This is a genomic window from Citrobacter sp. 21OH12SH02A-Citro, from assembly GCF_027919895.1.
GTDB classification, from domain to species: Bacteria; Pseudomonadota; Gammaproteobacteria; order Enterobacterales; family Enterobacteriaceae; genus Citrobacter; species Citrobacter braakii.
This window is the reverse complement of record NZ_CP114803.1, coordinates 66,894-87,508: the sequence shown is the minus strand read 5'-3', so window position 1 is coordinate 87,508 and position 20,615 is coordinate 66,894. Positions and strand designations below refer to the sequence as shown.

At 54.3% G+C, this 20,615-nt stretch carries 18 protein-coding genes and 1 pseudogene; 14 read left to right on the top strand and 5 right to left on the bottom strand.

The features are described 5' to 3' along the window. Window positions 1-5: 5 nt before the first annotated feature. Together O6D90_RS25010 and O6D90_RS25005 are read right to left on the bottom strand one after the other, a co-directional pair. On the bottom strand, window positions 6-317 hold the full coding sequence (locus O6D90_RS25010; protein ID WP_159137298.1) for a CcdB family protein: 312 nt from the start codon (window positions 315-317) through the stop codon (window positions 6-8). Continuing rightward, window positions 314-562 carry a type II toxin-antitoxin system CcdA family antitoxin gene (locus O6D90_RS25005; RefSeq protein WP_191608550.1) on the bottom strand — a complete coding sequence of 83 codons (249 nt, stop codon included), beginning with the start codon at window positions 560-562 and terminating at the stop codon, window positions 314-316. The genes O6D90_RS25010 and O6D90_RS25005 overlap by 4 nt, the downstream gene beginning before the upstream one ends. Before the next feature lie 528 nt (window positions 563-1,090). Between O6D90_RS25005 and O6D90_RS25000 the strand changes: the two genes are divergently transcribed. The 9 genes from O6D90_RS25000 (at window position 1,091) to O6D90_RS24960 (ending at window position 13,971) form a co-directional block, all read left to right on the top strand. After that, on the top strand, window positions 1,091-1,399 hold the full coding sequence (locus O6D90_RS25000; RefSeq protein ID WP_008324887.1) for a hypothetical protein: 309 nt from the start codon (window positions 1,091-1,093) through the stop codon (window positions 1,397-1,399). A 119-nt stretch (window positions 1,400-1,518) separates the two neighbouring features. After that, window positions 1,519-4,044 (top strand): type IV conjugative transfer system coupling protein TraD, encoded by a 2,526-nt coding sequence (traD, locus tag O6D90_RS24995; RefSeq protein WP_008324886.1) that lies wholly within the window; start codon window positions 1,519-1,521, stop codon window positions 4,042-4,044. Continuing rightward, a complete protein-coding gene (traI, locus tag O6D90_RS24990) occupies window positions 4,041-9,536 on the top strand; it encodes a conjugative transfer relaxase/helicase TraI (protein WP_196615870.1) in 5,496 nt (1,831 codons plus the stop codon). Before traD ends, traI begins: the two co-directional genes overlap by 4 nt. Before the next feature lie 36 nt (window positions 9,537-9,572). Next, window positions 9,573-10,376 carry a DsbA family protein gene (locus O6D90_RS24985; protein WP_196615871.1) on the top strand — a complete coding sequence of 268 codons (804 nt, stop codon included), beginning with the start codon at window positions 9,573-9,575 and terminating at the stop codon, window positions 10,374-10,376. A gap of 88 nt (window positions 10,377-10,464) precedes the next feature. Then, window positions 10,465-10,788 (top strand): hypothetical protein, encoded by a 324-nt coding sequence (locus O6D90_RS24980; protein WP_137366872.1) that lies wholly within the window; start codon window positions 10,465-10,467, stop codon window positions 10,786-10,788. 32 nt (window positions 10,789-10,820) lie between these two features. Next, a complete protein-coding gene (locus tag O6D90_RS24975; RefSeq protein ID WP_170975984.1) occupies window positions 10,821-11,369 on the top strand; it encodes a DUF2726 domain-containing protein in 549 nt (182 codons plus the stop codon). A gap of 30 nt (window positions 11,370-11,399) precedes the next feature. Next, the gene (locus O6D90_RS24970; RefSeq protein WP_159137294.1) at window positions 11,400-11,627 is read left to right on the top strand and encodes a hypothetical protein; all 228 of its coding nucleotides are present in this window, start codon (window positions 11,400-11,402) and stop codon (window positions 11,625-11,627) included. Window positions 11,628-11,995: 368 nt separating this feature from the next. Next, entirely contained in the window at window positions 11,996-12,904 is a 909-nt protein-coding gene (gene repA / locus O6D90_RS24965; RefSeq protein ID WP_191226011.1) for a plasmid replication initiator RepA, read from the top strand. Between the two features lie 875 nt (window positions 12,905-13,779). Continuing rightward, the gene (locus O6D90_RS24960; protein ID WP_159137292.1) at window positions 13,780-13,971 is read left to right on the top strand and encodes a DUF2767 family protein; all 192 of its coding nucleotides are present in this window, start codon (window positions 13,780-13,782) and stop codon (window positions 13,969-13,971) included. A gap of 22 nt (window positions 13,972-13,993) precedes the next feature. Here O6D90_RS24960 and O6D90_RS24955 read toward each other — a convergent pair whose 3' ends face one another. Together O6D90_RS24955 and O6D90_RS24950 are read right to left on the bottom strand one after the other, a co-directional pair. Then, window positions 13,994-14,761 carry a TraX family protein gene (locus O6D90_RS24955; protein ID WP_159137291.1) on the bottom strand — a complete coding sequence of 256 codons (768 nt, stop codon included), beginning with the start codon at window positions 14,759-14,761 and terminating at the stop codon, window positions 13,994-13,996. Window positions 14,762-15,410: 649 nt separating this feature from the next. Continuing rightward, the gene (locus O6D90_RS24950) at window positions 15,411-16,415 is read right to left on the bottom strand and encodes an IS110-like element IS4321 family transposase (protein ID WP_000427620.1); all 1,005 of its coding nucleotides are present in this window, start codon (window positions 16,413-16,415) and stop codon (window positions 15,411-15,413) included. Between the two features lie 68 nt (window positions 16,416-16,483). Here O6D90_RS24950 and O6D90_RS24945 point away from each other — a divergent pair. Both O6D90_RS24945 and O6D90_RS24940 read left to right on the top strand, forming a co-directional pair. After that, window positions 16,484-16,615, top strand: a pseudogene (locus O6D90_RS24945) (helix-turn-helix domain-containing protein); the annotation flags it as partial. Window positions 16,616-16,642: 27 nt separating this feature from the next. Further along, window positions 16,643-17,350: a hypothetical protein gene (locus O6D90_RS24940; RefSeq protein ID WP_001258875.1), complete on the top strand. Its 708-nt coding sequence runs from the start codon at window positions 16,643-16,645 to the stop codon at window positions 17,348-17,350. A 40-nt stretch (window positions 17,351-17,390) separates the two neighbouring features. On the opposite strand, the gene O6D90_RS24935 is transcribed toward O6D90_RS24940, so the two are convergent. After that, window positions 17,391-18,005 (bottom strand): TIR domain-containing protein, encoded by a 615-nt coding sequence (locus O6D90_RS24935; protein ID WP_000160641.1) that lies wholly within the window; start codon window positions 18,003-18,005, stop codon window positions 17,391-17,393. 168 nt (window positions 18,006-18,173) lie between these two features. On the opposite strand from O6D90_RS24935, the gene O6D90_RS24930 reads away from it, so the two are divergent. From O6D90_RS24930 to msrB, 3 genes are all read left to right on the top strand, one after another. Next, on the top strand, window positions 18,174-18,941 hold the full coding sequence (locus O6D90_RS24930; RefSeq protein ID WP_001159650.1) for a DUF1883 domain-containing protein: 768 nt from the start codon (window positions 18,174-18,176) through the stop codon (window positions 18,939-18,941). A 209-nt stretch (window positions 18,942-19,150) separates the two neighbouring features. Continuing rightward, a complete protein-coding gene (locus O6D90_RS24925) occupies window positions 19,151-20,026 on the top strand; it encodes a LysR family transcriptional regulator (RefSeq protein WP_011191349.1) in 876 nt (291 codons plus the stop codon). 145 nt (window positions 20,027-20,171) lie between these two features. After that, window positions 20,172-20,615 (top strand): peptide-methionine (R)-S-oxide reductase MsrB, encoded by a 444-nt coding sequence (gene msrB / locus O6D90_RS24920; RefSeq protein WP_004099035.1) that lies wholly within the window; start codon window positions 20,172-20,174, stop codon window positions 20,613-20,615.

Genomic DNA, 20,615 nt, shown 5'->3' with positions numbered 1-20,615 from the left:
CCCTTTCAACTTCCCGTTGTCAGGAAATCTACCGCGCTGACGATGAGGTCTCTCATCTCAGGGCGGTAACTGTGAATATCCTCCTCATCCAGCTCATGAAGATAAACCGTCTGAATCAGCTGTGTCATCAGAATGTATCGCTCACCATCGATGTTAACAACGGGATTAATTTTGCTCATCCCGGGTAATGACTGACGCCACCGGACAAAAGGAATAATGACCCGGGTGTTGAGATCGATAAGTTGATCGGACTGAGCGATGAGGAAATACGGGTATTCCGGATTATCCAGCTTTCTGAATACTGTTCCCTGATTCATTTAAACACGCTCAGTCCTGCACTGCTGCGGGGAATACTATGTTCAGCGGTGAACTGATTCATGGCATCAATAGCCGCTTTATTCTCCTGTCGCCATCTGGCCTGACGTTCAGCACGGACCACGTGTTCAAGCGCAGAGTTAAGGGCAGCGGAAAGATTGATGTTAAGCATCTTCGCTTCGTCCACCAGGGCGGCATCCAGCGAAATGTTGGTGCTTCTTTTGCGCGACCGCATAGTCGTTTTCATTGTTAAATCCTTTGCGCATCATGTATGCGCATAAATATAGCGCATTTATGCTCCTGAGCGTAAGTGCCCGTGGTTATCCCTGTGATACTTCGCTTCCTCACATGACTGCACAGGTGCAGTCATGTTTGCGGCGAGCGCTGAATTATTAACAACCAAAGGTCAATCATCATGAACTCATACAACTCCCACACTGCCTTGTCCGTTCTGTCTTACGCCTTAATCACAATTGTCTCGACAATCCTGCTCCTGGAAATGTACGCCCCTGACATTATTAAGTATCAGTTGTCACACTCAATGTTCTTCTCATACCTGAATGCGTTGAAATACAGTGGGTTTCCTCAATGGGATGTTCTCCTCCCACTGACTACTTTCCTGCTCTGCCTTACTGGTGGTTTATTCTGCACCTGGTTCTGCGGATTTCTTCTTAAAGCCGGGGATGCAGTCTTATACGCGCTGCGTTGTCTTACTTCCGGTGCCCTTAAATCTCTGAGAACCCGGTTATCTGCCTGACAGATGAGGAATAACACAATGAAACCCTGTGTGAATGAAGGCTGTTCAGAGGAACTCTGGTCGCTCATTCAGCTGGAAAGCGAGCTGGTCAGAGCAAAGGCGTTTCTGAGCGTCTTTGGTTCACTCCCCGAATATCACCGCATGGCGACCGTAGCCTACTGGGCAGGCTATGTGTTCACTTTCCGGGGCATGGAAGCCTGTGAACGCCATACCGTGGGTTATGTTGATGTGGCCGCATCGGTCCGTTTTCTGGCAATGCTGGTCAATGAAAAAGACTGGCGGGCCGGATGTCTGCAGGCGGAGTATGAACTGAGCCTGATCGAATAACCCGGATATTTTTTCTCCGGTTCTCTGTCGCTGCGACGGCGACAGCCTGTTTCCCCCCTTTTTATCACAGACCACGTCATCACCTCACTGGTGATGCGATGACTGTCGGACAAAAATCTATGAGCTTCGCTGGTAAAAATCTCACTCAGGGTGGGCAGATGACTGCCTACCGGTGGCGCATGTTCTTTCAGGTTAACAACTGGATAGGATTCTGGATCTTCATTCTGTTTGCGGTACTGGCCTCGGCCATCTTCTTCTGGCGTATACCCCAGGATACCTTTGATAACGGCTCATTGTGGTGGTTTGCCAGTATTAACAGCAGTTTTATCGACCTCATGCCGGCAACGGGCACACCGAAAATCTATGACGTCCATTACTGGTATGCCCCCACACAGACGCACATGGTTCTGAAAATGACGCTGCCACAGATTTACGGCGATGCGTATATGAAGGCAATGGGCGATCAGGTGTTCAGTGAACTGCAGTGGGCAGTGCTGGCCAGTGGTACGTTCAGCCTGAGCGTGTTCGTGGCCATCGCCTGGTACATTGCCGGCATCGGGCGCAGGGAGAGCGAAGACCAGTACATTTCGGGTATGCAGCTGACAGAAAAACCTGCCGAGGTGAACAGGCTGCTGCGTAAGAACGGCGAACTGTCCGACTTGCGCGTGGGCGAACTGCATATGGTCAGAATGGCCGAGGTGATGAACTTCCTGATTCACGGCACCATCGGTGTGGGTAAATCGACACTGATCCGCTGGCTGCTGGACTTCATCCGGAAACGCGGTGACCGCGCCATTATCTATGACTCAGGCTGTACGTTTACCGAGACACACTATAACCCCGACACCGATTTCATTCTCAATGCCCACGATGAACGTTGTGCTAACTGGCATATGTGGGGGGAATGTGTGGATGCGGTGGATTATGACAACCTGTCAGCGAGTCTGATCCCCGTGGAAGGGGAGTCTGACCCCTTCTGGGTGTCCAGTTCGCGCACTATTTTTGCTGACCTCGCCATACGAATGTCTGCCGACCCGGACCGCAGCATTGAGAAGTTCCTCAAAACGTTGCTGTCACTCAGCATGAAAAGTCTGCGTGATTATCTGGCCAACACCCCGTCGGCTAACCTGGTCGAAGAGAAAATTGAGAAAACGGCCATCTCGATCCGCTCCGTGGTGACCAACTACGCCAAAGCACTGCGCTACCTGCAGGGACTGGATGACGGGACGAAGCCTCCGTTTACCATCCGGGAATGGATGACCCAGGAGCGCTATGACAACAGCTGGCTGTTTATTTCGACGCAGGCCCGGCACCGTAAAAGCGTCCGTCCCCTGATATCCCTCTGGTTATCGCTGTCCACCCTGTATCTGCAAAGTATGGGGGAGAACAGTGACCGGCGGGTGTGGTTTATCTGTGACGAAATTCCCAGTCTGCAGCGTATCCCCGAGCTGGCTGAAACGATTGCCGAAGCCCGTAAATTCGGCGGCTGTTTTGTGCTGGGCATGCAGAACACGGCGCAGATGATCCACGTTTATGGTCGGGAACTGGCCAGAAGTATCTTTGACCTGATGAACACCCGCATGTATGGCCGTTCCCCGAGTGCGGAGATGGCCAAAGTGGTTGAGGATGAACTGGGGCATCAGCGTAAACGAAAAATCCGCGAACAAAACAGTTACGGTCTGGACCAGGTTCGTGACGGGGTGTCGCTGGGCAAGGACGAGGTTAACGATCCGATTGTCGATTATGACCAGGTCATGCGTCTGCCGAACCTGAGCTTTTATGTTCGTCTGCCCGGTGAATACCCGGTTGTCCGCCTGAAGCTGAAATACCGGAAGGTGAAGAAGCATCACCCCGGCCTGATGGCGCGGAATATCCGCGATGTGCTGAGCCCGGAACTCGAGAAGGTGATTCAGGAAAATGAGCGTGCAGCCTCTGCTGCAGGGCTGACCTTCCCGACCGGGGACGAGGTGCTGGAAGGCGCAGGCTCTGGCGCAGCAGCTGCCACTGCCACAGCGGGGACGGCTCCGCAGCCCGTGGTCGTGGAGGTGAAAAAGACCATACTGCCTGAACCTGTCCAGGCTCCGGAGTCAGATCGCCAGACGTCACCGGTCATCACCCCGCCAGTTGTTAGCAAAAGTGCAGTGAAGCCCTCTTACTCAGCAGAAAAGAATCATGCAGATATTCCCGTACCAGCCCCGGGCACTTTACCTGCATCCACCACTGTGGCAACGGTTTCACCGGAACCCTCTGTTCCGGCACCTGACGGACAGCATGTTGCATTACCGGCAGCACTGCGTGCACTCCGCCATCGCCATCCTGAGCCCGAACCGCCAACCACATCCGGCCTGAGTATGTTGCACAGGGCCCGCCAGCGCCCTGCTGTTACAGGTGCAGGTCCGCAGGAAGACGGGGGGGCAGGCGGTGAGTCCATGAACCTGGATATGCAGGTGACCGTCCGGCCAGACGGGGAACTGACCGTGACGACGGCCGGAAAACCGGTGTCACCGGACAGGCCGGATGAGGAACACCGGACGAACCGCCTGCTGGCCCGGGACGAAGAAAACATTCTCCGTCATCGCGATGCAGACGACCCGGGGTACGACGAGAACGATCACCATTACTACGACAGAGAGCCTGAACTATGATGTCAGTGGCCCCCATTGCGTCGGCAGCGGATGCTGCCGGCTATTACAGCAATTCCGATAACTATTATTTTCTCGGCAACCTGCAGAGCCTCTGGATGGGCGAAGGCGCGGATGCGCTGGGTCTGGACGGACAGGTCCGGGGCGCTGACCTGACGGCAGTGCTGGAAGGCCGTCTGCCGGACGGGTCACGTCTCGGTAAAGAGATTAATGGCAACCATGTTCATCGTCCCGGTCATGACCTGACCTTCTCTGCCCCCAAAAGTGTCTCCATCCTGGCACTTATCGGAGGGGATAAGGCAATGCTGGAAGCCCATAACCATGCTGTCCGTATTGCGGCAGGGTATGTGGAGAAACTGATTTCGGCCCGGGATACGAAAGACGGCGTCACCTCCATCGTGCACACCGGTAAAATGGTGGCCGCGGCCTTCACCCACGACACCTCGCGAAACCTTGATCCCCAGCTGCACACTCACCTTCTGGTGGCCAATATGACAGAGCAGGACGGGAAGTGGAAAGCGCTGGCCACCGACTACATCCACAATGCCGGTTTTATCGAAACGGTGATGAAAATGCAGGTCACGCTCGGCAAAATCTACCGCAGCGCACTGCGTGAGCGCGTGGAGGCGCTGGGCCATGAGGTGGAGGAAGTGGGCAAGCATGGCATGTGGGAGATAAAGGGCGTGCCGGAAGAGGTCCGGGAAGAGTTTTCATCGCGCGGCCGGGAGATTCAGGGGGCTATCGGCGCAGAAGCCACATTGCGCAGCCGCGATGTAGCGGCAAAAGACACCCGCCGGGCGAAGGTTGATCCGTCCCGCCTGCGCCTGATGGAACGGTGGCTCGGTCAGATGAAGGATAAAGGCTACGATTTAAAGGCCTATCAGGAAAGCGTGGTACCGCGCGAGGATACGATGCGGGACGGACGCCGGGAGCCGGAGCCGTCAGCGCCGGAGGTACTGGGAAGCGGGGCACCTGAACTACCTGAACATTCTGCCAAAGGGGAAGAGAAAACCGGTGTTCCTGCTGAACACAGCCAGGGATCTGCAGGCTCCCGGTCCCGGCAGCCTGATGCGCAGCAGACTCACAGTAGCCCGGTACAGGCGGCACCGGACGTCCCGTCCGTTCAGCGGTCAAAAGCCATGCCGTCCAGACAGGTGCCGGAACTGGCGCCGGAAGTGAAGGACGCCGTGAAAATGGCCATCTCGCAGCTGAGCGACAGCCGGACCCGCTTCACCTTCGGGGAGTTGATGCTGACGACCGCCGAACTGAGTGAACAGTTGCCGGACATGAATGTCATTCGCCAGGCCATCGACGCGTCCCTGAAGGACGGTATGCTTGTGCCGCTGGACAGCGAGAAAGGCGTGTTCACTTCCCGCATCCACCTGCTGGACGAACTCTCCATTCAGGCGCTGAGCCAGGACCACCTGAAATCCACGCAGGTGGTCAGCTTTACCCGACCACAGCAGTATGCGCCGCCGGCGCTGGCGGTCGTGGAGACTGACCCGCTGGTCCTGATGAATGCCCCGTCCGGCGTGGCCGGTATCCGGGATCTGACCACACAGCTGACCGGTATCTCCACGGCCAGCGGTCGCGACGTCCGGGTGCTGGCCAGTTCTGCCGAACGCGCCATTTCGCTGGCCAAATCCGATGACCTCCGGGAGCGGATCATCAGCCGGCAGCATGTGCTGAGCGGTGAATTCCAGCTGAAACCGCAGAGCACGCTGATTATTGAAGGGGCTGAACGTCTGGGGCTGAAGGAAACGCTGGTTCTGCTGGGCGAGGCCCGGGCGCAGGATGCGCAGCTGGTCTTTCTCGACAGCGCCGGTCGTCAGGCGAATGGCAACGCCATGTCGGTGCTGGAGTCTGCCGGCGTGACGCGCTCCCGCCGCACCGAACCGGCACCGGGGCTGGAGGCTGACGTGGTGAGTATTGCCAACAAACGTGACCGCTATGAGGCGCTGGCCACCCGATTCGCGGACCTGAGCGGCGGGGATGAAAACGTCACCGCCGTGGTGGTTGGTAAACGTGAACAGGCCCACCTCACCGGCCTGATACGGGATGCGCTGCAGAATGCCGGGCAGCTGGAGCGCAACGGCATCAGCATTGAGGCCCGTTCCCCGGTGTGGCTCGACAGTAAGACCCGGCGTATGCCGGGCTCGTACCGTCCGGGCATGGTGCTCGAGAACCGCAGCGACGCGAAAGAACGCCATTCATTTGTTATCGACCGTGTCCATGAGGACACGCGCATACTGTCCCTGATTGACGGTGACGGCGTCCTGACCCGGATGAAAATCAGCGATGTCACCGCCGACTGGCGTCTCTTTAACCGTGAGACGCTGAACGTCGCCAGTGGGGAGCGGCTGATAGCCGTTGCCGGCGACCGGGAGCATGGGCTTAAGGCAAAAGACCGCCTCGGGGTCACTGGCATCAGTGAGAAGGGTATCCAGGTCACGCGCGGTACCGACACACTGACTCTCCCGAAAGACCGGCCCCTGTATGTCACGCATGCCTACGTCAGCGCCCCGGGGGGGCGTGATAACGACCGGGGCGTGGTCCTGGCAGCGCTCAACAGCCGGGATATTTCATCGCAGACCATGAACTCACTGGCACAGAGCGGGCATCGCGCGGAGGTGTTTACCGCCGAAGTGCAGGACCGGGCTGAAGCCCGCCTGCAGCGAATGAAGACTAACGTCTCCCCCGTGCAACTGGTGCGCAGCCTCAGTGGAAAAGAGGATGTGAGTGAGGCGGTCGGAAGCCTGCACGACGGCGTGCGGACCGATGCCAGCCTGGCCGTCTGGCGTGCGGTGAATGACCAGCGCAGCGTGGCGTTCAGCGAACTGGCGCTCACGGAGGCTGCAGGGAAATACCATCCTGACATTGAGCAGACAGAGCATGAAATTGCCGCAATGGTAAAGGCCGGGGAACTGCTGCGTGTGTCGGTCCGGGGGGAGCCACTGTTGATTGCCCGCTCAACGTGGGAGATGGAAAAAGCCATTCTGCGCACGGTGGAGGAGGGTAAAAACACCCAGCTTCCGCTACTGGATCAGGTTCCCGATGTGGTGCTGAACGGGCTGACAGAGGGGCAGAAACAGTCCACCACCCTGGTGCTCGGTACCACGGACCAGTTTATCGGGATTCAGGGTTATGCCGGGGTGGGGAAAACTACGCAGATGAAGGCGGTGGTCGCGGCACTCGATACGCTGCCGTCAGATGTACGACCGCAGCTGACGGGACTTGCCCCGACACATCAGGCGGTGAAAGAGATGAGCGACGTTGGCGTCCGGGCGCAGACCATTAAATCCTTTATTGTGGAGTATGAACAGGCCACTGCAGGCGGTGAAAAACCTGACTACCGGGGCCAGGTGTTTCTCATCGATGAGTCCTCGATGGTGGGTAACCAGGACACGGCCGCCCTGTTTCAGGCCATTGCTGCCGGGGAGGGCCGCGCAGTCTCGATGGGGGATATTGACCAGTTTGAGTCAGTCGATTCCGGGGCACCGTTTAAGCTGATGCAGGAGCGCAGCCCGATGGATGTGGCCATCATGAAGCAAATCGTGCGTCAGAAGGATGTTCACCTGCGGGGGGCGGTGCATGACATTATCGATAACCGTATCGATGCGGCCCTGAATCGTATAGAAGCGCAGCCCGCTGACCGTGTGGCACGTGAGGCTGGCGTGCCGGTCCCGGCCAGTGCATTTCAGGAAACGGCCACGCCGGTGGGCGATATTGTGGCGGACTGGACAGGCCGGACCGTGGATGCGCGGGCGCGGACCCTTATCATCACGCAGCTGAACGCTGACCGCCGGGCGGTGAATGCCGGCATTCATGACACGCTGACCGCGCGGGGCGAGCTGGGGGGGCTGGCGGTCAGGGTGCCGGTGCTGGAGAAAATCACCCACACCCGCCATGAATTCAACCAGACGCAGGCCTGGCAGGCGGGAATGGTGGTGAAACGTGGCGACCGCTATCAGGATGTGCTGGCTGTAGATCGGCACGGCAGCACGGTCACCGTCCGTGATGAAGAGGGCAATATCGGGCTGTATTCACCGAAGGAGCTTATCACCGGCGATGTACAGTTGTTTCAGCGCGAGGAGAGGGAAGTCCGGGCCGGTGACCTGCTGAAATTTACGCTCACGGACCGCGAGCAGGGACAGACCGGTAACCAGCGTTATACCGTGGAGTCTGTCAGCGAATCAGGGGATATCCGCCTGACGTCAGAAAAAGGCCGCATCATCATTAACCCGAAGGCGGTCCGTGCTCAGCAGCATATCGACTATGGCTGGGCGGTGACGGGCTACGGCGCACAGGGGGCGAGCACGGATTACGTTATTTCACTTGAGGGTACGGACGCCGGGCGTAAGATGCTGGCCACTCGTCGGGCCTTCTATATTTCCGCATCGCGAGTGAAGGAGCATGTGCAGATTTATACCGACGGGAAAGCGGACTGGGTCCGGGCGGTGAAAACCCCGGAACGTGATATCAAAACGGCCCATGATGCGCTGGCCCCGGAGACGCAGCGTAAACAGGCGAAAGCCATCTGGTCAATGGGGCAGCCCGTCAGTAAGACCGCCATCGGGCGGGCCTGGCTGCGGCATCAGGGAATGCAGGAGACGTCGCTGACGGCGAAAATTATCCCGGCGACGCGACGCTTCCCGGAGCCCGCACTGGCCCTGCCTGTTTACGACAACAACGGTAAAGGTGCCGGTCTGGCACTGGTCTCACTGGTTGCCAGCCCGGAGGGGAGACTGACGCAGGGTGACACCCGGATGGTGATGAGTGAGCGGGGGCGCGGGGCGCTGCTGCAGCGAAGCCGGTCGGGTCACACCCGTGTGGTCGGTGAACTGGCCGCCGCGCTCGACGCTGTCCGTACTCATCCGCAGGACGGTGTGGTGTGGCAGACCGGGGATGAATCCGTGGCGGCTCAGTTGCTCAAAATCAGTGGTGGCGAACGTCGGGAGGTCGAAGAAAGCAGAGTGCAAATCATCAGCCAGAGAGACAGCGAAATTGCCCTGCCCGGGACGGACAATTTACGGAATGAAGAGAGCCCCCCGGTGGACATCAGTACGGTAAAAGAACAGGAAGCAGAGCGTCGTCACGCAGAACAAAATCTGGCCATCAGCGCAGCAAAAGCAGGCAGCGAAACAGCGGAACAGATACCTGGCAGGATTGTTTTCCCCGCCGAAGAGGAATTGAATGTCAGAGCCTCTTTTAACGATATGCAGGGGCAACAGGGTGAGCCTGAACCGGACCAGAATACACTCAGAAGGATTGCGGGCGGAGAGGGAAACTCTGACAGTGATTTCGCAAGAATACGACGTACCGATAAGGAGCACGATGCGGGACGCGTTGCTGAGGTTTCCGGTGTCTCCCGTCAGGTGACTGAACTTGCCCGTAATGAGCGGGATATAGCACGGCAGACAGACACGCAGGAACGTGGCCGGATGCCGGAACACGAAGAACAGACCCTCAGCCGTACCATCCAGAAAGAACGTTAATCCAGCCTCTACCACAATGAAATCAGGCATATGCAAATGAAAAGCACAAGCAGAACAGTTTTAGCCTCAATAATAGTTACAACATTCATCATTTCTGGTCCGACAGCACGCGCAGCAACCCCTCAGCCGGTGTTCACACCGGCGCAGGAGGCCAGAATTGGCGAAGTGGCCGCAGACTACCTCGTCGCCCATCCGGAGGTACTGGTTAACGTCAGCCAGAAACTGCAGGAACAGCAGCAGGAAAGGCAGATGCAGGCCATGACGGCGGCTGTCGCTGAGCATCAGGGGGCACTGCTGGATGATAAAGGCACCCCGTCGTATGGTCCCGCTGATGCGCAGGTGACGGTCGTCGAATTCTTCGATTACCAGTGTATCTACTGTGCCCGACTGGCTCCGGTGCTCCAGAAAGTCATGGCGGCCAACCCGGACGTGCGTTTTGTGTTCAAGGCACTCCCGATATTTGAGACGCGCTGGCCGGAATCCGGGCGTGCAGCGAAAACCGGGCTGCAGATATGGTTGCAGAAAGGGGCTGATGCCTGGCTTCACTATCACAACACACTGTATGCCACCGGCCATAACGAGGGCCGGCTGACGGATGACGATATCCGTGCGGCGGCAACCGCCGTGAATTTCGACGCCGGGCAGGCGGCTGATGTACAGGGCACGCTGGACGGAATTCAGACGCTGGCGCAGCAACTGGGCTTCAGCGGGACGCCTGCCCTGGTGGTACTTCCTTCTGCCGGGGCCCGTGCCGGCAGGGTGACCGTCATCCCCGGACTTACCCGCGCAGATACCCTGCAGAGGGCAATTAATACCGCCGCGGGTAATCCGAAACCGTAATCATCAGGCGCGGCCAGCCGGCCGCATGACACAGGCCAGGGACCGTGTCGCCCGGGGGCACAACGGTCCGGTCAGATAAGGAAAGAGCATGTCAGAAGACAACCGAGACAGTCAGAAAGAAAACGAAGAAGCCTGCGCAATTTTAAAAAGAGCGCTAAGAAACCTGGTGGGGCAGGGCATTATCCGTTCACGTGATGACCTTATCCGCATTCTTTCGGAGGAAAACTTTGAAATCACAGACGTTACAGCGCAAAGCATTACGCTGTGTGCGCCTGACGAACCTGAAAACCGGGTCACGCTGGACGGCTGGCTGTTCTCCGCCGGGTTCTCCCTGAGCGTCCCTGCTGACCACCCGGAGCTGCGGACCGTGCCCGGGAACACCACATCCGCCGGCGAAGGAGAGCACCCGTGAATACAACCATTCTGTGGTTTATCCTCCCGCTGATGGTCATGCTGGCGCTATTTTTCCGCGTGATAAAAGCGAACAGCCCTCAGTCTCCGTTCATCAGAACACTGAGGGAGGCGGGCATCCGGCCGGGAGAAACAGAGCATCTCATCGCCGGCGGCGTATTCCTGGCGCGTCAGGCACACCTGATGACGGACCGGGAAGTGAATTTTATGCAGGGACTGTTCCGCACCGTGGACATGAATCGCTGGTATCTGTGTCCGCAGGTGCGGGTGGCCGATATTGTGCAGATAGCCCCCCGCGTCAGGGCGCGCAGCCGGGCGTGGTGGAAACTGTTCAGCCTGGTGTCCAGGTGGCACTGTGATGTGGTCATCGTGGACCGGCTGTCATTCCGGATTGTGGCCGCGCTGGAGCTGGATGATGCCTCGCACCTGAAAAAAAGCCGTCGCCGGCGCGATATCCTGCTGAATGAGGTCATGCGCCAGGCCGGTATTCCGCTGCTGAGAAACCGTGACAGTCAGGCGCTGCAGACAATGACCGCTGAATTTCTTGCCTTACAGAGTACCGGCGGCTGCCCGCGCAGCTGAGTCAGTGACAGCCCCGGTCACGTACCGGTAATGGGACTGACAGCCTTTTCCCGCCAGAAATTGCTGTCAGGTGGCCCCGGTGCGTTCCTGCCCGGGCCGGCCTTTGCGCCCTGGCGCTTCCTCAGTCAGACCAGAGGTCTGACCCTGCGGCGGGCGCTGCGATGTTTTCTCTTTCCCGTCTGTCCCTTTTCTTTGCTGTCGATCCTGCGGTATCCCACCATGATCCGGGATCATTTCGTATGGCAAATTCAGGTGTGAGAAGGTAGAATGTCAGCGTCTTCAGGTGTCTTGTGGTGGGGCAGTCTGTTGATTCAGTTTAGTTTTGTGACCTGACCCCAGTTTATGTGGGCGGCTTTGTGGTGAGGCTGGCAGGTGGCAGAACGTTTTTCGGAAGAAATGCGGACTTCCGGAAGCAGGAACATGGACGGGAGCGTGTCCGGAAAGACGCTCAGGAGCAGGTGACGGGGAGTTCCCGGAGCCTGAATGCACAAACCCCCCGAAATCTGTACGAAACTTGGCGGAATCATCAGATATCAGGGGGTCCAAAAGCAGGCGCGTGGCCTGTGAAGGATTATAACGCATGCACCATAGAAAACAACACCCGGCCGCCATAAGAACAGGCCGGCGTGAATGAAATACTGATCCCCCGCGCCGACAGGCGTGCCCGTGGCCTTCATTCCACGGCCTGTAAATGCCCGGCCCCGGTCTATATCCGGCCGTCGCACTACAAACCCTTAAGCCGGGAGCACGGTCGTGCCCTGCGTAACCTGATGAGCCGGGATAAAACCACCGGTCAGTGGGTGGTGCGCCGCCGGGTTTCTGCCGATCCCGTCTTTGTGTTCCTGCGTAATACTGCCGGCCGCCGGCGGGCATTCCGTCCGGAGCGCCGGCAACTGCTGGATGCGCTGTTCATCCTGTTCATCAACAAAGTCGATCTGGCCACCAGTGTGGTGACCATCAATGTCTCCGCCCTGGCGGCCGCGCTCAGCCCGCGGGATGCGGATGACCACATCATTGCGGAGCAGGCTGTGACAACGTCACGCGTTTCGCGCCTGATCCACGAACTGGAGCGCTTTGGGGTGGTCGAATGCCCGCCGGCGGAATGGGACTGCGTGAACGGCTGCCGTTTTCCGAAACACGTCATTATCACTGACGCAGGCTGGCAGCTGACCGGGGTGAACATGGACAGGCTGCGCGCGGAGCAGGAGATGCGTCTTCAGGCCATCGACGATGGCCAGCTGAAGCCCGGCGAAACCCTGTCCCTGAAAGCCGCCCGTCGCCGCTGGTACGAACGCTGCCGGCATCAGACCCTTCTCAGCCGCCGGACCCGGGCCATCGAAGGTAAAATGCGTCAGAAACTGTCTGACCTGCCTTTTGATGAACGCAAGCGCCAGGTGTCAGAGCAGCTCTGGCGCAGTCTGAAGGGCCGGACGCAGCACCTGACGCCCCGCCAGTTTGAGAAAATGGTCTGGTCACAGCTGTACCAGCTGGAACTGGTCGACCTGGCCATTCCGGGCGCTTCCCCGCCGCACTGACCCCTTTTCTGGTTTATCCGCCTGACGGCGGAGGCCTTCTCACATCCCGACATTATCCCTGCCTGTTTTCTGAACACCAGCCCCGTGAATGTATCCCTTTTCCTGCAACAGCCTGCGTGATTTCCCGTAGGGGATGCCATACCGGTCCGTTTATCCACATATATCCGCAAACAGGGAAAAAGGATTACCTGCAACTGACATTCAGATACCTGCAAAATATTCAGGGTTTCACCCTTTACTTATATTCACAAAAGATACCTCCTGTTCACTGCATAACTTCTGTGGATAACGGGGAAAACCGGTAATGCCTTCGCATGCAGCGGCCCCCGGCCGCGCGCTCAGAAAAAAAACAAAAGTACCTCCCGTCGCCAAGCGCCGGGCCCCGGTGGCGCAAAAAGCCACCCCAGTGCACACCCCTTACCCCTGCCAAACCGACGCCGCCCCGGCCCAAAGGGCCGGAACACCCCCCGCTTTGTAAGGGATGTTGTAACTAGAATTCAGTGTCGCTGTGGGTGGTGCTGCTGACAGCTTTCCGTACACGCCCGTAAGCGGCCCTGACGGCCCGCTAACGCGGAGATACGCCCCGACTTCGGCCATGCCTTGTCGTGACCACTCCGACGGCGCAAATCATCAACCGGAGTAGCTTTTAGTGGGTTTGGCTTTGCAGGGAATGGGGTGGGCAAGGCAGAAACTATCAATCCGTAACGGCTGCGCCGGTCACGACGCCTCCCACCGACTGCTCTCAGTGTGACTTCTGCTGGCGTCTCCATGCCGCTACGCGGCATAAAGAGCATGCGCCGTAATTTTGAACAGATTCGCAGTGGAGAAAACAGGATGGACTATTCACAGAAGCGTTCCTGCGCCAGCATGAAGAAATGTGCCAGGTCGTGGGCAGCATCGTTTTTTCACTTGTGGAGACAGGACACGATTCCACCAGTGGAAATATCGTCACTGTGCTGCGAAATGAGATTGCCGAAACCGGCAAATGGGCGCCGGACCAGGTGCTTTATCTGCAACTGGCCATTGATTTGCTGGAGCAGGGACGCAGAATTCCGGGGCCACGCTGACGCCCCGTAAACGGTGGCTCTCTCACCAGAGTTGCATCAGGATGAGCAGAACCAGCAGATGGCCGGCATAGGCGATGTAGAAAAAATGCCGGGGCATAAAGCGCGGGCAGCCCTCCGGGCACAACTGAATGCTCAGGTAAATGGCCATAATGGGGAAAACCAGTGTGGGGAGGGTGGCGAACAGCAGCGTGTCTGCCGGCAGACTCAGCAGGTGTGATACCCCGTTCAGACAGCACAGTGACAGCCCGGACACGATAACCCCCGTGCGCTGCACGGCAGACGTCTGCCCGCCCGTTGCTATGACCATGCCGGTGGCCAGAACCATACCCGCCAGGCCATAACTGGCCGGGCTCAGCGGCCAGACCAGGACGACCAGCAGCAGTACGCCAGCCATCAGCCCTTTTTTTCCGTACCTGTACTGTAGGGCAAGCAGTTGCGTGACACCTGCGAACACGAAAAGAATGTTCAGTGCCCACCACGGATGGTGATGCGCAAAAGCCAGGCTGAATACAGGCTGGGTTATGACGGCCCATCTCCACAGACGGTTTGCCCTCACCTGGAGCCGTTCCGGTGTGCGCTGCACGTTCATCGCCCAGATAAGCGTGAACAGGGGGAAGGCCATCCGGCCAGCCGCATACAAAAGCAGGTTGCCGGGCGTCAGGAACAGGGTGTTGATGTGGTCGGCCAGCATGGCGATCAGTGCCAGCACTTTGACCATATCCAGGGCAGCAGGACTGATCTGCCCTAGTGTCTGAAGGGGGCGAAGAAGGCTGGGAACCGTGTGACTCATTCGGTGTATTCTCCTGACGGCACGCCATCAGCAGCCAGTCCTGAACATGATGCCAGAAAGCCCTGCCTGTCTGTGACGTCACGCGAACCTTTAATTTTTCCAGAATTATGCGTGCCGCAAACTCTGATTTATCCCGCAGCACACGCATGGCGCCTACCACATCCTTATTCTGAACACAAAGACTTAAAATATGAAAATCGTTCATAACCCTTCCCTCCTGACCCTTTAATTATCGGCACAGGAAGGAATACATTTAGCGTAAATTTATATTATTCAGTATATTACAAGGAATGTCAGTGATCGGTTACCGTATCAATATTATGCCCCTGGCAACTCCCCGCTACCGTTACTGAGGGCATATTCTTCCTGACTGGGGTCCGCTTGGAAAACGGAATCTATGGTCACTCCCGTTTTTGCAACACCGATTTTGACGATAAATTGGCTTGCTTGAATCTATCCGGCGTCTGAATGGGATTTTATTCCCGCGCCTCGATGAGTTCCGCGCCTGATGAACCTCCAGAAAATATACGGCTTCAATGAGCCTTTCCGTTTTACAGGTTCCTCAACAGGCCGGTGGGCCGTTAGTATCATCAATATCAGTATTCGCAAAACCAGATCAGTGATTCTTTAAACCGGTGTATTTCTGCCGTTATGCTACATAAGTTTGCTGTCGTGCCGTTAGGGCCCAGGCTATTCTGGCCAGCTTGTTTGCCAGAGCACAAGTGACGACAAAGTTGCTTTTCCTACACAGTAGATCCCTGACCCAATCGGCCAATTTGCCAGACTGGTGTTCCAGTTTTTGTATGAATACCCTGGCACATTGAACCAACAAAGTTCGGATCTTTTTGTTACCTCGCTTACTAATTCCCAGCAATGTCGTCCGACCTCCCGTGCTGTACTGTCGAGGCACTAGCCCTGTTGCCGCCGCAAAGTCACGACTGCTGGCGTACTGCTTCCCGTCGCCAATCTCAGTTGAAATAGTACTCGCTGTCAGTGTTCCGACGCAAGGAATGCTCAGCAAGCGCTGTCCAATCTCATCTTCGTCCAACTTTCGTTTCAACTGGGATTCCAAATCTTTAATCTGCTCAACAAGATAGTGATAATGCTGTTGTAATTTCAGCAATAACTGGCTGAGGTATAGAGGCAAACTATTGTCCTCAAGAAGGGTACTCAGTCGGCTAATAACGGCAGCTCCTCGTGGAACGCTGATGCCAAATTCCAGCAGAAAAGCATGCATCTGATTGGTTGTTTTTACCTTATCCTGAACCAGGGATTCACGGACACGATGCAGCGCACGCATTGCCTGCTGAGATTCAGTTCTGGGCTGTACAAAACGCATAGACGGACGCGATGCAGCTTCACAAATAGCTTCGGCGTCGACAAAGTCGTTTTTGTTACTTTTAACGAATGGACGGACAAATTGTGGTGATATCAGCTTAGGAAAATGCCCCAACTCTTCCAACTTGCGTGCCATAAAGTGAGAGCCACCACAGGCTTCCATTGCGATGGTTGTAGCGGGGCATGTCGCCAAAAATTCGATTAACTTTGGCCGTGTAAATTTTTTACGGTAAACAGCCTTGCCGCGACGATCCTGGCAATGAATATGGAAAGAGTTTTTACCCAGATCGATACCAATGAGCGCAATGTTTTCCATGATAGTTCTCCGAATGAAAGCCTGTCCTCAGCATAGTACCGGGAAGGAGGGAGTGACCATCTCATTAAATAGACAGGAATAAAATAAAATTTATGCATGATAAAGGAACTGGAGCAACTGAAATAGCTAAGCATATGGGTATTGCGCGTTCAACCGTATATAAAATTATCAATTCAGAACGTTCACCAATCAATGATTGATTATCTTACAACTGACAAGGTGGAATTGTGAGAACATTTGTTATAATTTGGACGATAGCTTTCATTGCGGTAATTGCTGTAATGTGTACAGTGGATCTTTCATTATATGTACCTTCAATTTACACCGTATTTAATAAAAACAAACCTTTAGTAACTGGTATTATATATATACTACTAATATCTATTTTTATATGGCTAATTGTAGCGTTATATCTTTTAAAAAAATACTCATTTAAAGTAGAGAAATTAAGTTTAGGCGGCGTTAATGTTCTGTTCAATGAAAGTGGTACGTTATATCGCAAAAGTATAAAAAATCATCTGGATTCAAAAAGAGCTATCTTTAAGTTGAAGAAAAATGTGGACGCATTCGATGAAGTTATCTCATCATATTATCAGACATATCAATTTATTAGAGATGAAATGAAACTATTGAATCCAAAAAAAGACAATGAGTTATATAATATTAGCAATGATATGTTAATGGTGTTAAATAAATTTTTAACTAAAAATCAAAATAATTATAAAAGATGGTATAAATATATATCAGATAAGGATGAAGTTATTGATGTTATAACTAATACACCATTAAAAGTTCACCTGACGCCTATAAATAAAATACAAAAGCAATACTATAACTACAGTAAAATATGTAACGATTTTAAAGTAGTAAATGATTTTTTCACATCACGGGTTCAACAAACATTTAACGTGAACACCACCAAATGGGATTGGTAACAAGTAAAGGGGAGTATTATACTCCCCTTTACTGTTTCTGCTAGCCATTACGCATTCTCATTGGGGTAGAAAAAACGTATTCGCACTTATCTTTATCTTGATATGTTAACTCAATCATTTTTCTAAGGTTTTCTGGGTTATTGTGTATCTGATCCCAGTTGACTATTGATATATATGACTTTTCACTCATCAAGTTATCGATAACTCTTTCAGGCATATATGGATATATTTCTTTATATGTTGTTCTGTCGTTGATTGTTATCCACTCGGTTATATTAGGATGAAATTCATTTTTTTCATTTTCACCATGACTGGCTCTAATGTTGTTTGTCCCTGTTGAAGGAAGATTTATAATAAAAATACCTGATTTGCCGTTTCTGGGACTATCCCTCATGGATGAATATAATTCCCAATCAACATGCTTTCTATTTTTAGTCTCAGTCCCAACGAGTAAAATAAGAGCGGATGTATCACGTAAATATTCATCCCTTATTATTTCTCTGATCTTTTGAGGTTCTTCTTCTTCATCAATGTCACCAAGTGATACCGAGCGATTCACAAAAATATCAAAAACATCATTCATTTTTTCAAGTTCGTTTTTGTACCATTGGTCATTAGCATGGTGGTAACTGATGAAAACTTTGTGCTTGGTCACGCTTTTTCCTCATTTATTCTCTGGTTTACGGATTTTACATCTTCATCCATACCGAGTAAAAGTCTTATAATTTATTTTTTCACACTAAGAGATACTCTCAACCACTGGATACAGTATAATCAGGAAGTGGCTACATTCTTCCAATTCAAATGAAGAGAGCAGACTTACATGCAATTCATCCATAATGATCTTGGTCAAAGAAAAAGAGGGGAGATTGTTGAAATCACCCTTACCAGTGGTGCAAATGTTAGACTAATGGATAGTTCTAACTTCAGTAGTTATAAGAATGGCCGACGACATTCCTACATTGGTGGGTTAGCAAAGCGCTCCCCCATAAGGTTACAGATCCCTTCATCAGGCCATTGGCATATTGCTGTAGATATGCAGGGATTAAGGGGGAGTACCAGGGCTTCTGTTCGCGTTCTTCCAGGGGTTCTTCCTGAAATTCAGGATAGGCCGTTAAGCGAAGTTCCTAGTCTGGTAAGAGATAACAGACCACCGTCAACAGCACAGAGCAACGAGATACATGACGTATTTATTTCGCATGCCTCAGAGGATAAAGATGATTTTGTTCGCTCTCTGGCAAACTCATTAATCAGTCACGGCCTTAATGTATGGTATGACGAAATGACGTTAAGAATTGGTGACAGCCTGAGACAAAAAATAGACAAAGGTTTAGCAAACAGTCGTGTTGGGTTAGTAGTTTTGTCTCCGGCGTTTATAAGCAAAGGTTGGACAAATTATGAACTTGATGGAATCGTCACTCGTGCTATTTCTGGTGAGCAAATATTGCTTCCCATATGGCATAATATTACAAAACAAGAAGTTGTCGATTTTAGTCCATCATTAGCAGACAAAGTTGCTCGTAGTACTGCAACTCATACAATCGATGAAATTGCTCATGAGATAGCCGAGCTACTGCATTCTCGTGGTTAATGTTTATCGAAATTCAAATAGCAAAACAAAAGGATCAATCAGCGATCCTTTTTTTATTTTTATGAATATCAATAAATTACATTCTTAACGTACGTTTTCGTTCCATTGGCCTTCAAACCCCTTATATGCGCCAAGCATACTTCTGCGACCTGCGTTCCAAAGGCGGTCTCACGGAAGAGGTATCAGTCAGGCGCGTGGGCCAAAGGACTATGGAACTCAATCAAGTCAGCTATTTCATCAACTTGGCCGAGACGCTGAATTTCACAGCGGCCGCTCGCTTGAGCGGTGTGTCACAGCCAAGTCTGACCCGCGCGATCCGCCGCTTGGAAGATGAGCTTGGCGGGCCGCTGATCTATCGCGACGGGAAGAACAGCCGCCTGACTGGCCTTGGCCATGACGTCGAGGCAGAATTCCGGCGCATGGTGGTCGCGATGAAGAGCGTTCGCAATCACTCGGAGCACTGGGCGATGGGGGGGCACCGCGTGCTGGATGTCGCCGTCGCGCCCACCGTCGGACCAAAGGAATTTACGGCATTCTTCGAGAGCGCATTGGCGGAGATGCCATCCATCGAAATCAAGCTGCACTCGCTCCAGTCGAACGAGGACACATCGGAGGTGCTTTCAGGAAAATACCACGCGTGCATCATGCCGCGTGAAACAAGACCGGAACGCAAGCTGGATGTGCATCCTCTATTTCGGGAGCGCTTCGTGCTCGGCTGTTCTGCAAACCATCCCTTGGCTGCCAACGAGATCGTGCGCGGCGAAGACCTGCTCGAGTTTCCTTTCGTCGATCGCCTGAAATGCGAGTTTCGCGATCGGATCCTCGATCACTTCGCGCGACGGGACTTGCTCATGCGACCTCGCTTTCGATCAGATCGCGAGGACTGGGTGCAACGGGTCGTCGCTGACGGCCACGCCATATGCATTCTTCCGGAACGATCGCCGACCGTGCAAGGCCTCGTCACTCGGCCGATCGACGGATTTGTCTTGGAGCGCGAAGTCGTGATCGCGACAGTATCCGGCTCCACGGCAACGGTCGAGATACGGAACATCGCGCAGCTGGCAGCCCGGTATGAGTGGAACTGAATCACGACGTGAAGAGCTTCGGCGCTATGGAAACTATACGCGCAGCGTATTGGATAAATCTGGGGCGCATGCTATAGTCGGCGCAATGACTGCAAAGATAAATGACAGTGTGTCGAGCTCTCTAGATTAATTATTGGAGACTATCATGAAGTTTGAGAAGTCACAGGCAGCAGTTGACCGCCTGACCCCCGAGCAACGCCGGATTACCCAGGATTCGGGGACCGAAAGGCCCTTCACGGGTGAGCACAACGACAACAAGGAGCCTGGCATCTACGTCGACATAGTGTCGGGAGAGCCGCTGTTCGCTTCAACGGACAAGTTCGATTCGGGTACTGGCTGGCCCAGCTTCACCAAGCCGATCGTTCCGGCAAACGTGAACGAGGTGCGGGACAGTGCACACGGCATGGTCCGGACGGAGGTCAGGTCGGTACACGCCGACAGCCATCTGGGCCACGTTTTCCCGGACGGTCCTTCCGACCGCGGCGGTCTGCGCTACTGCATCAACTCTGCGTCCCTTCGCTTCATCCCGCGCGACGAGATGGAGTCCGAGGGATACGGTGAATATCTCGATCAAGTAGAGGAGGCTTAA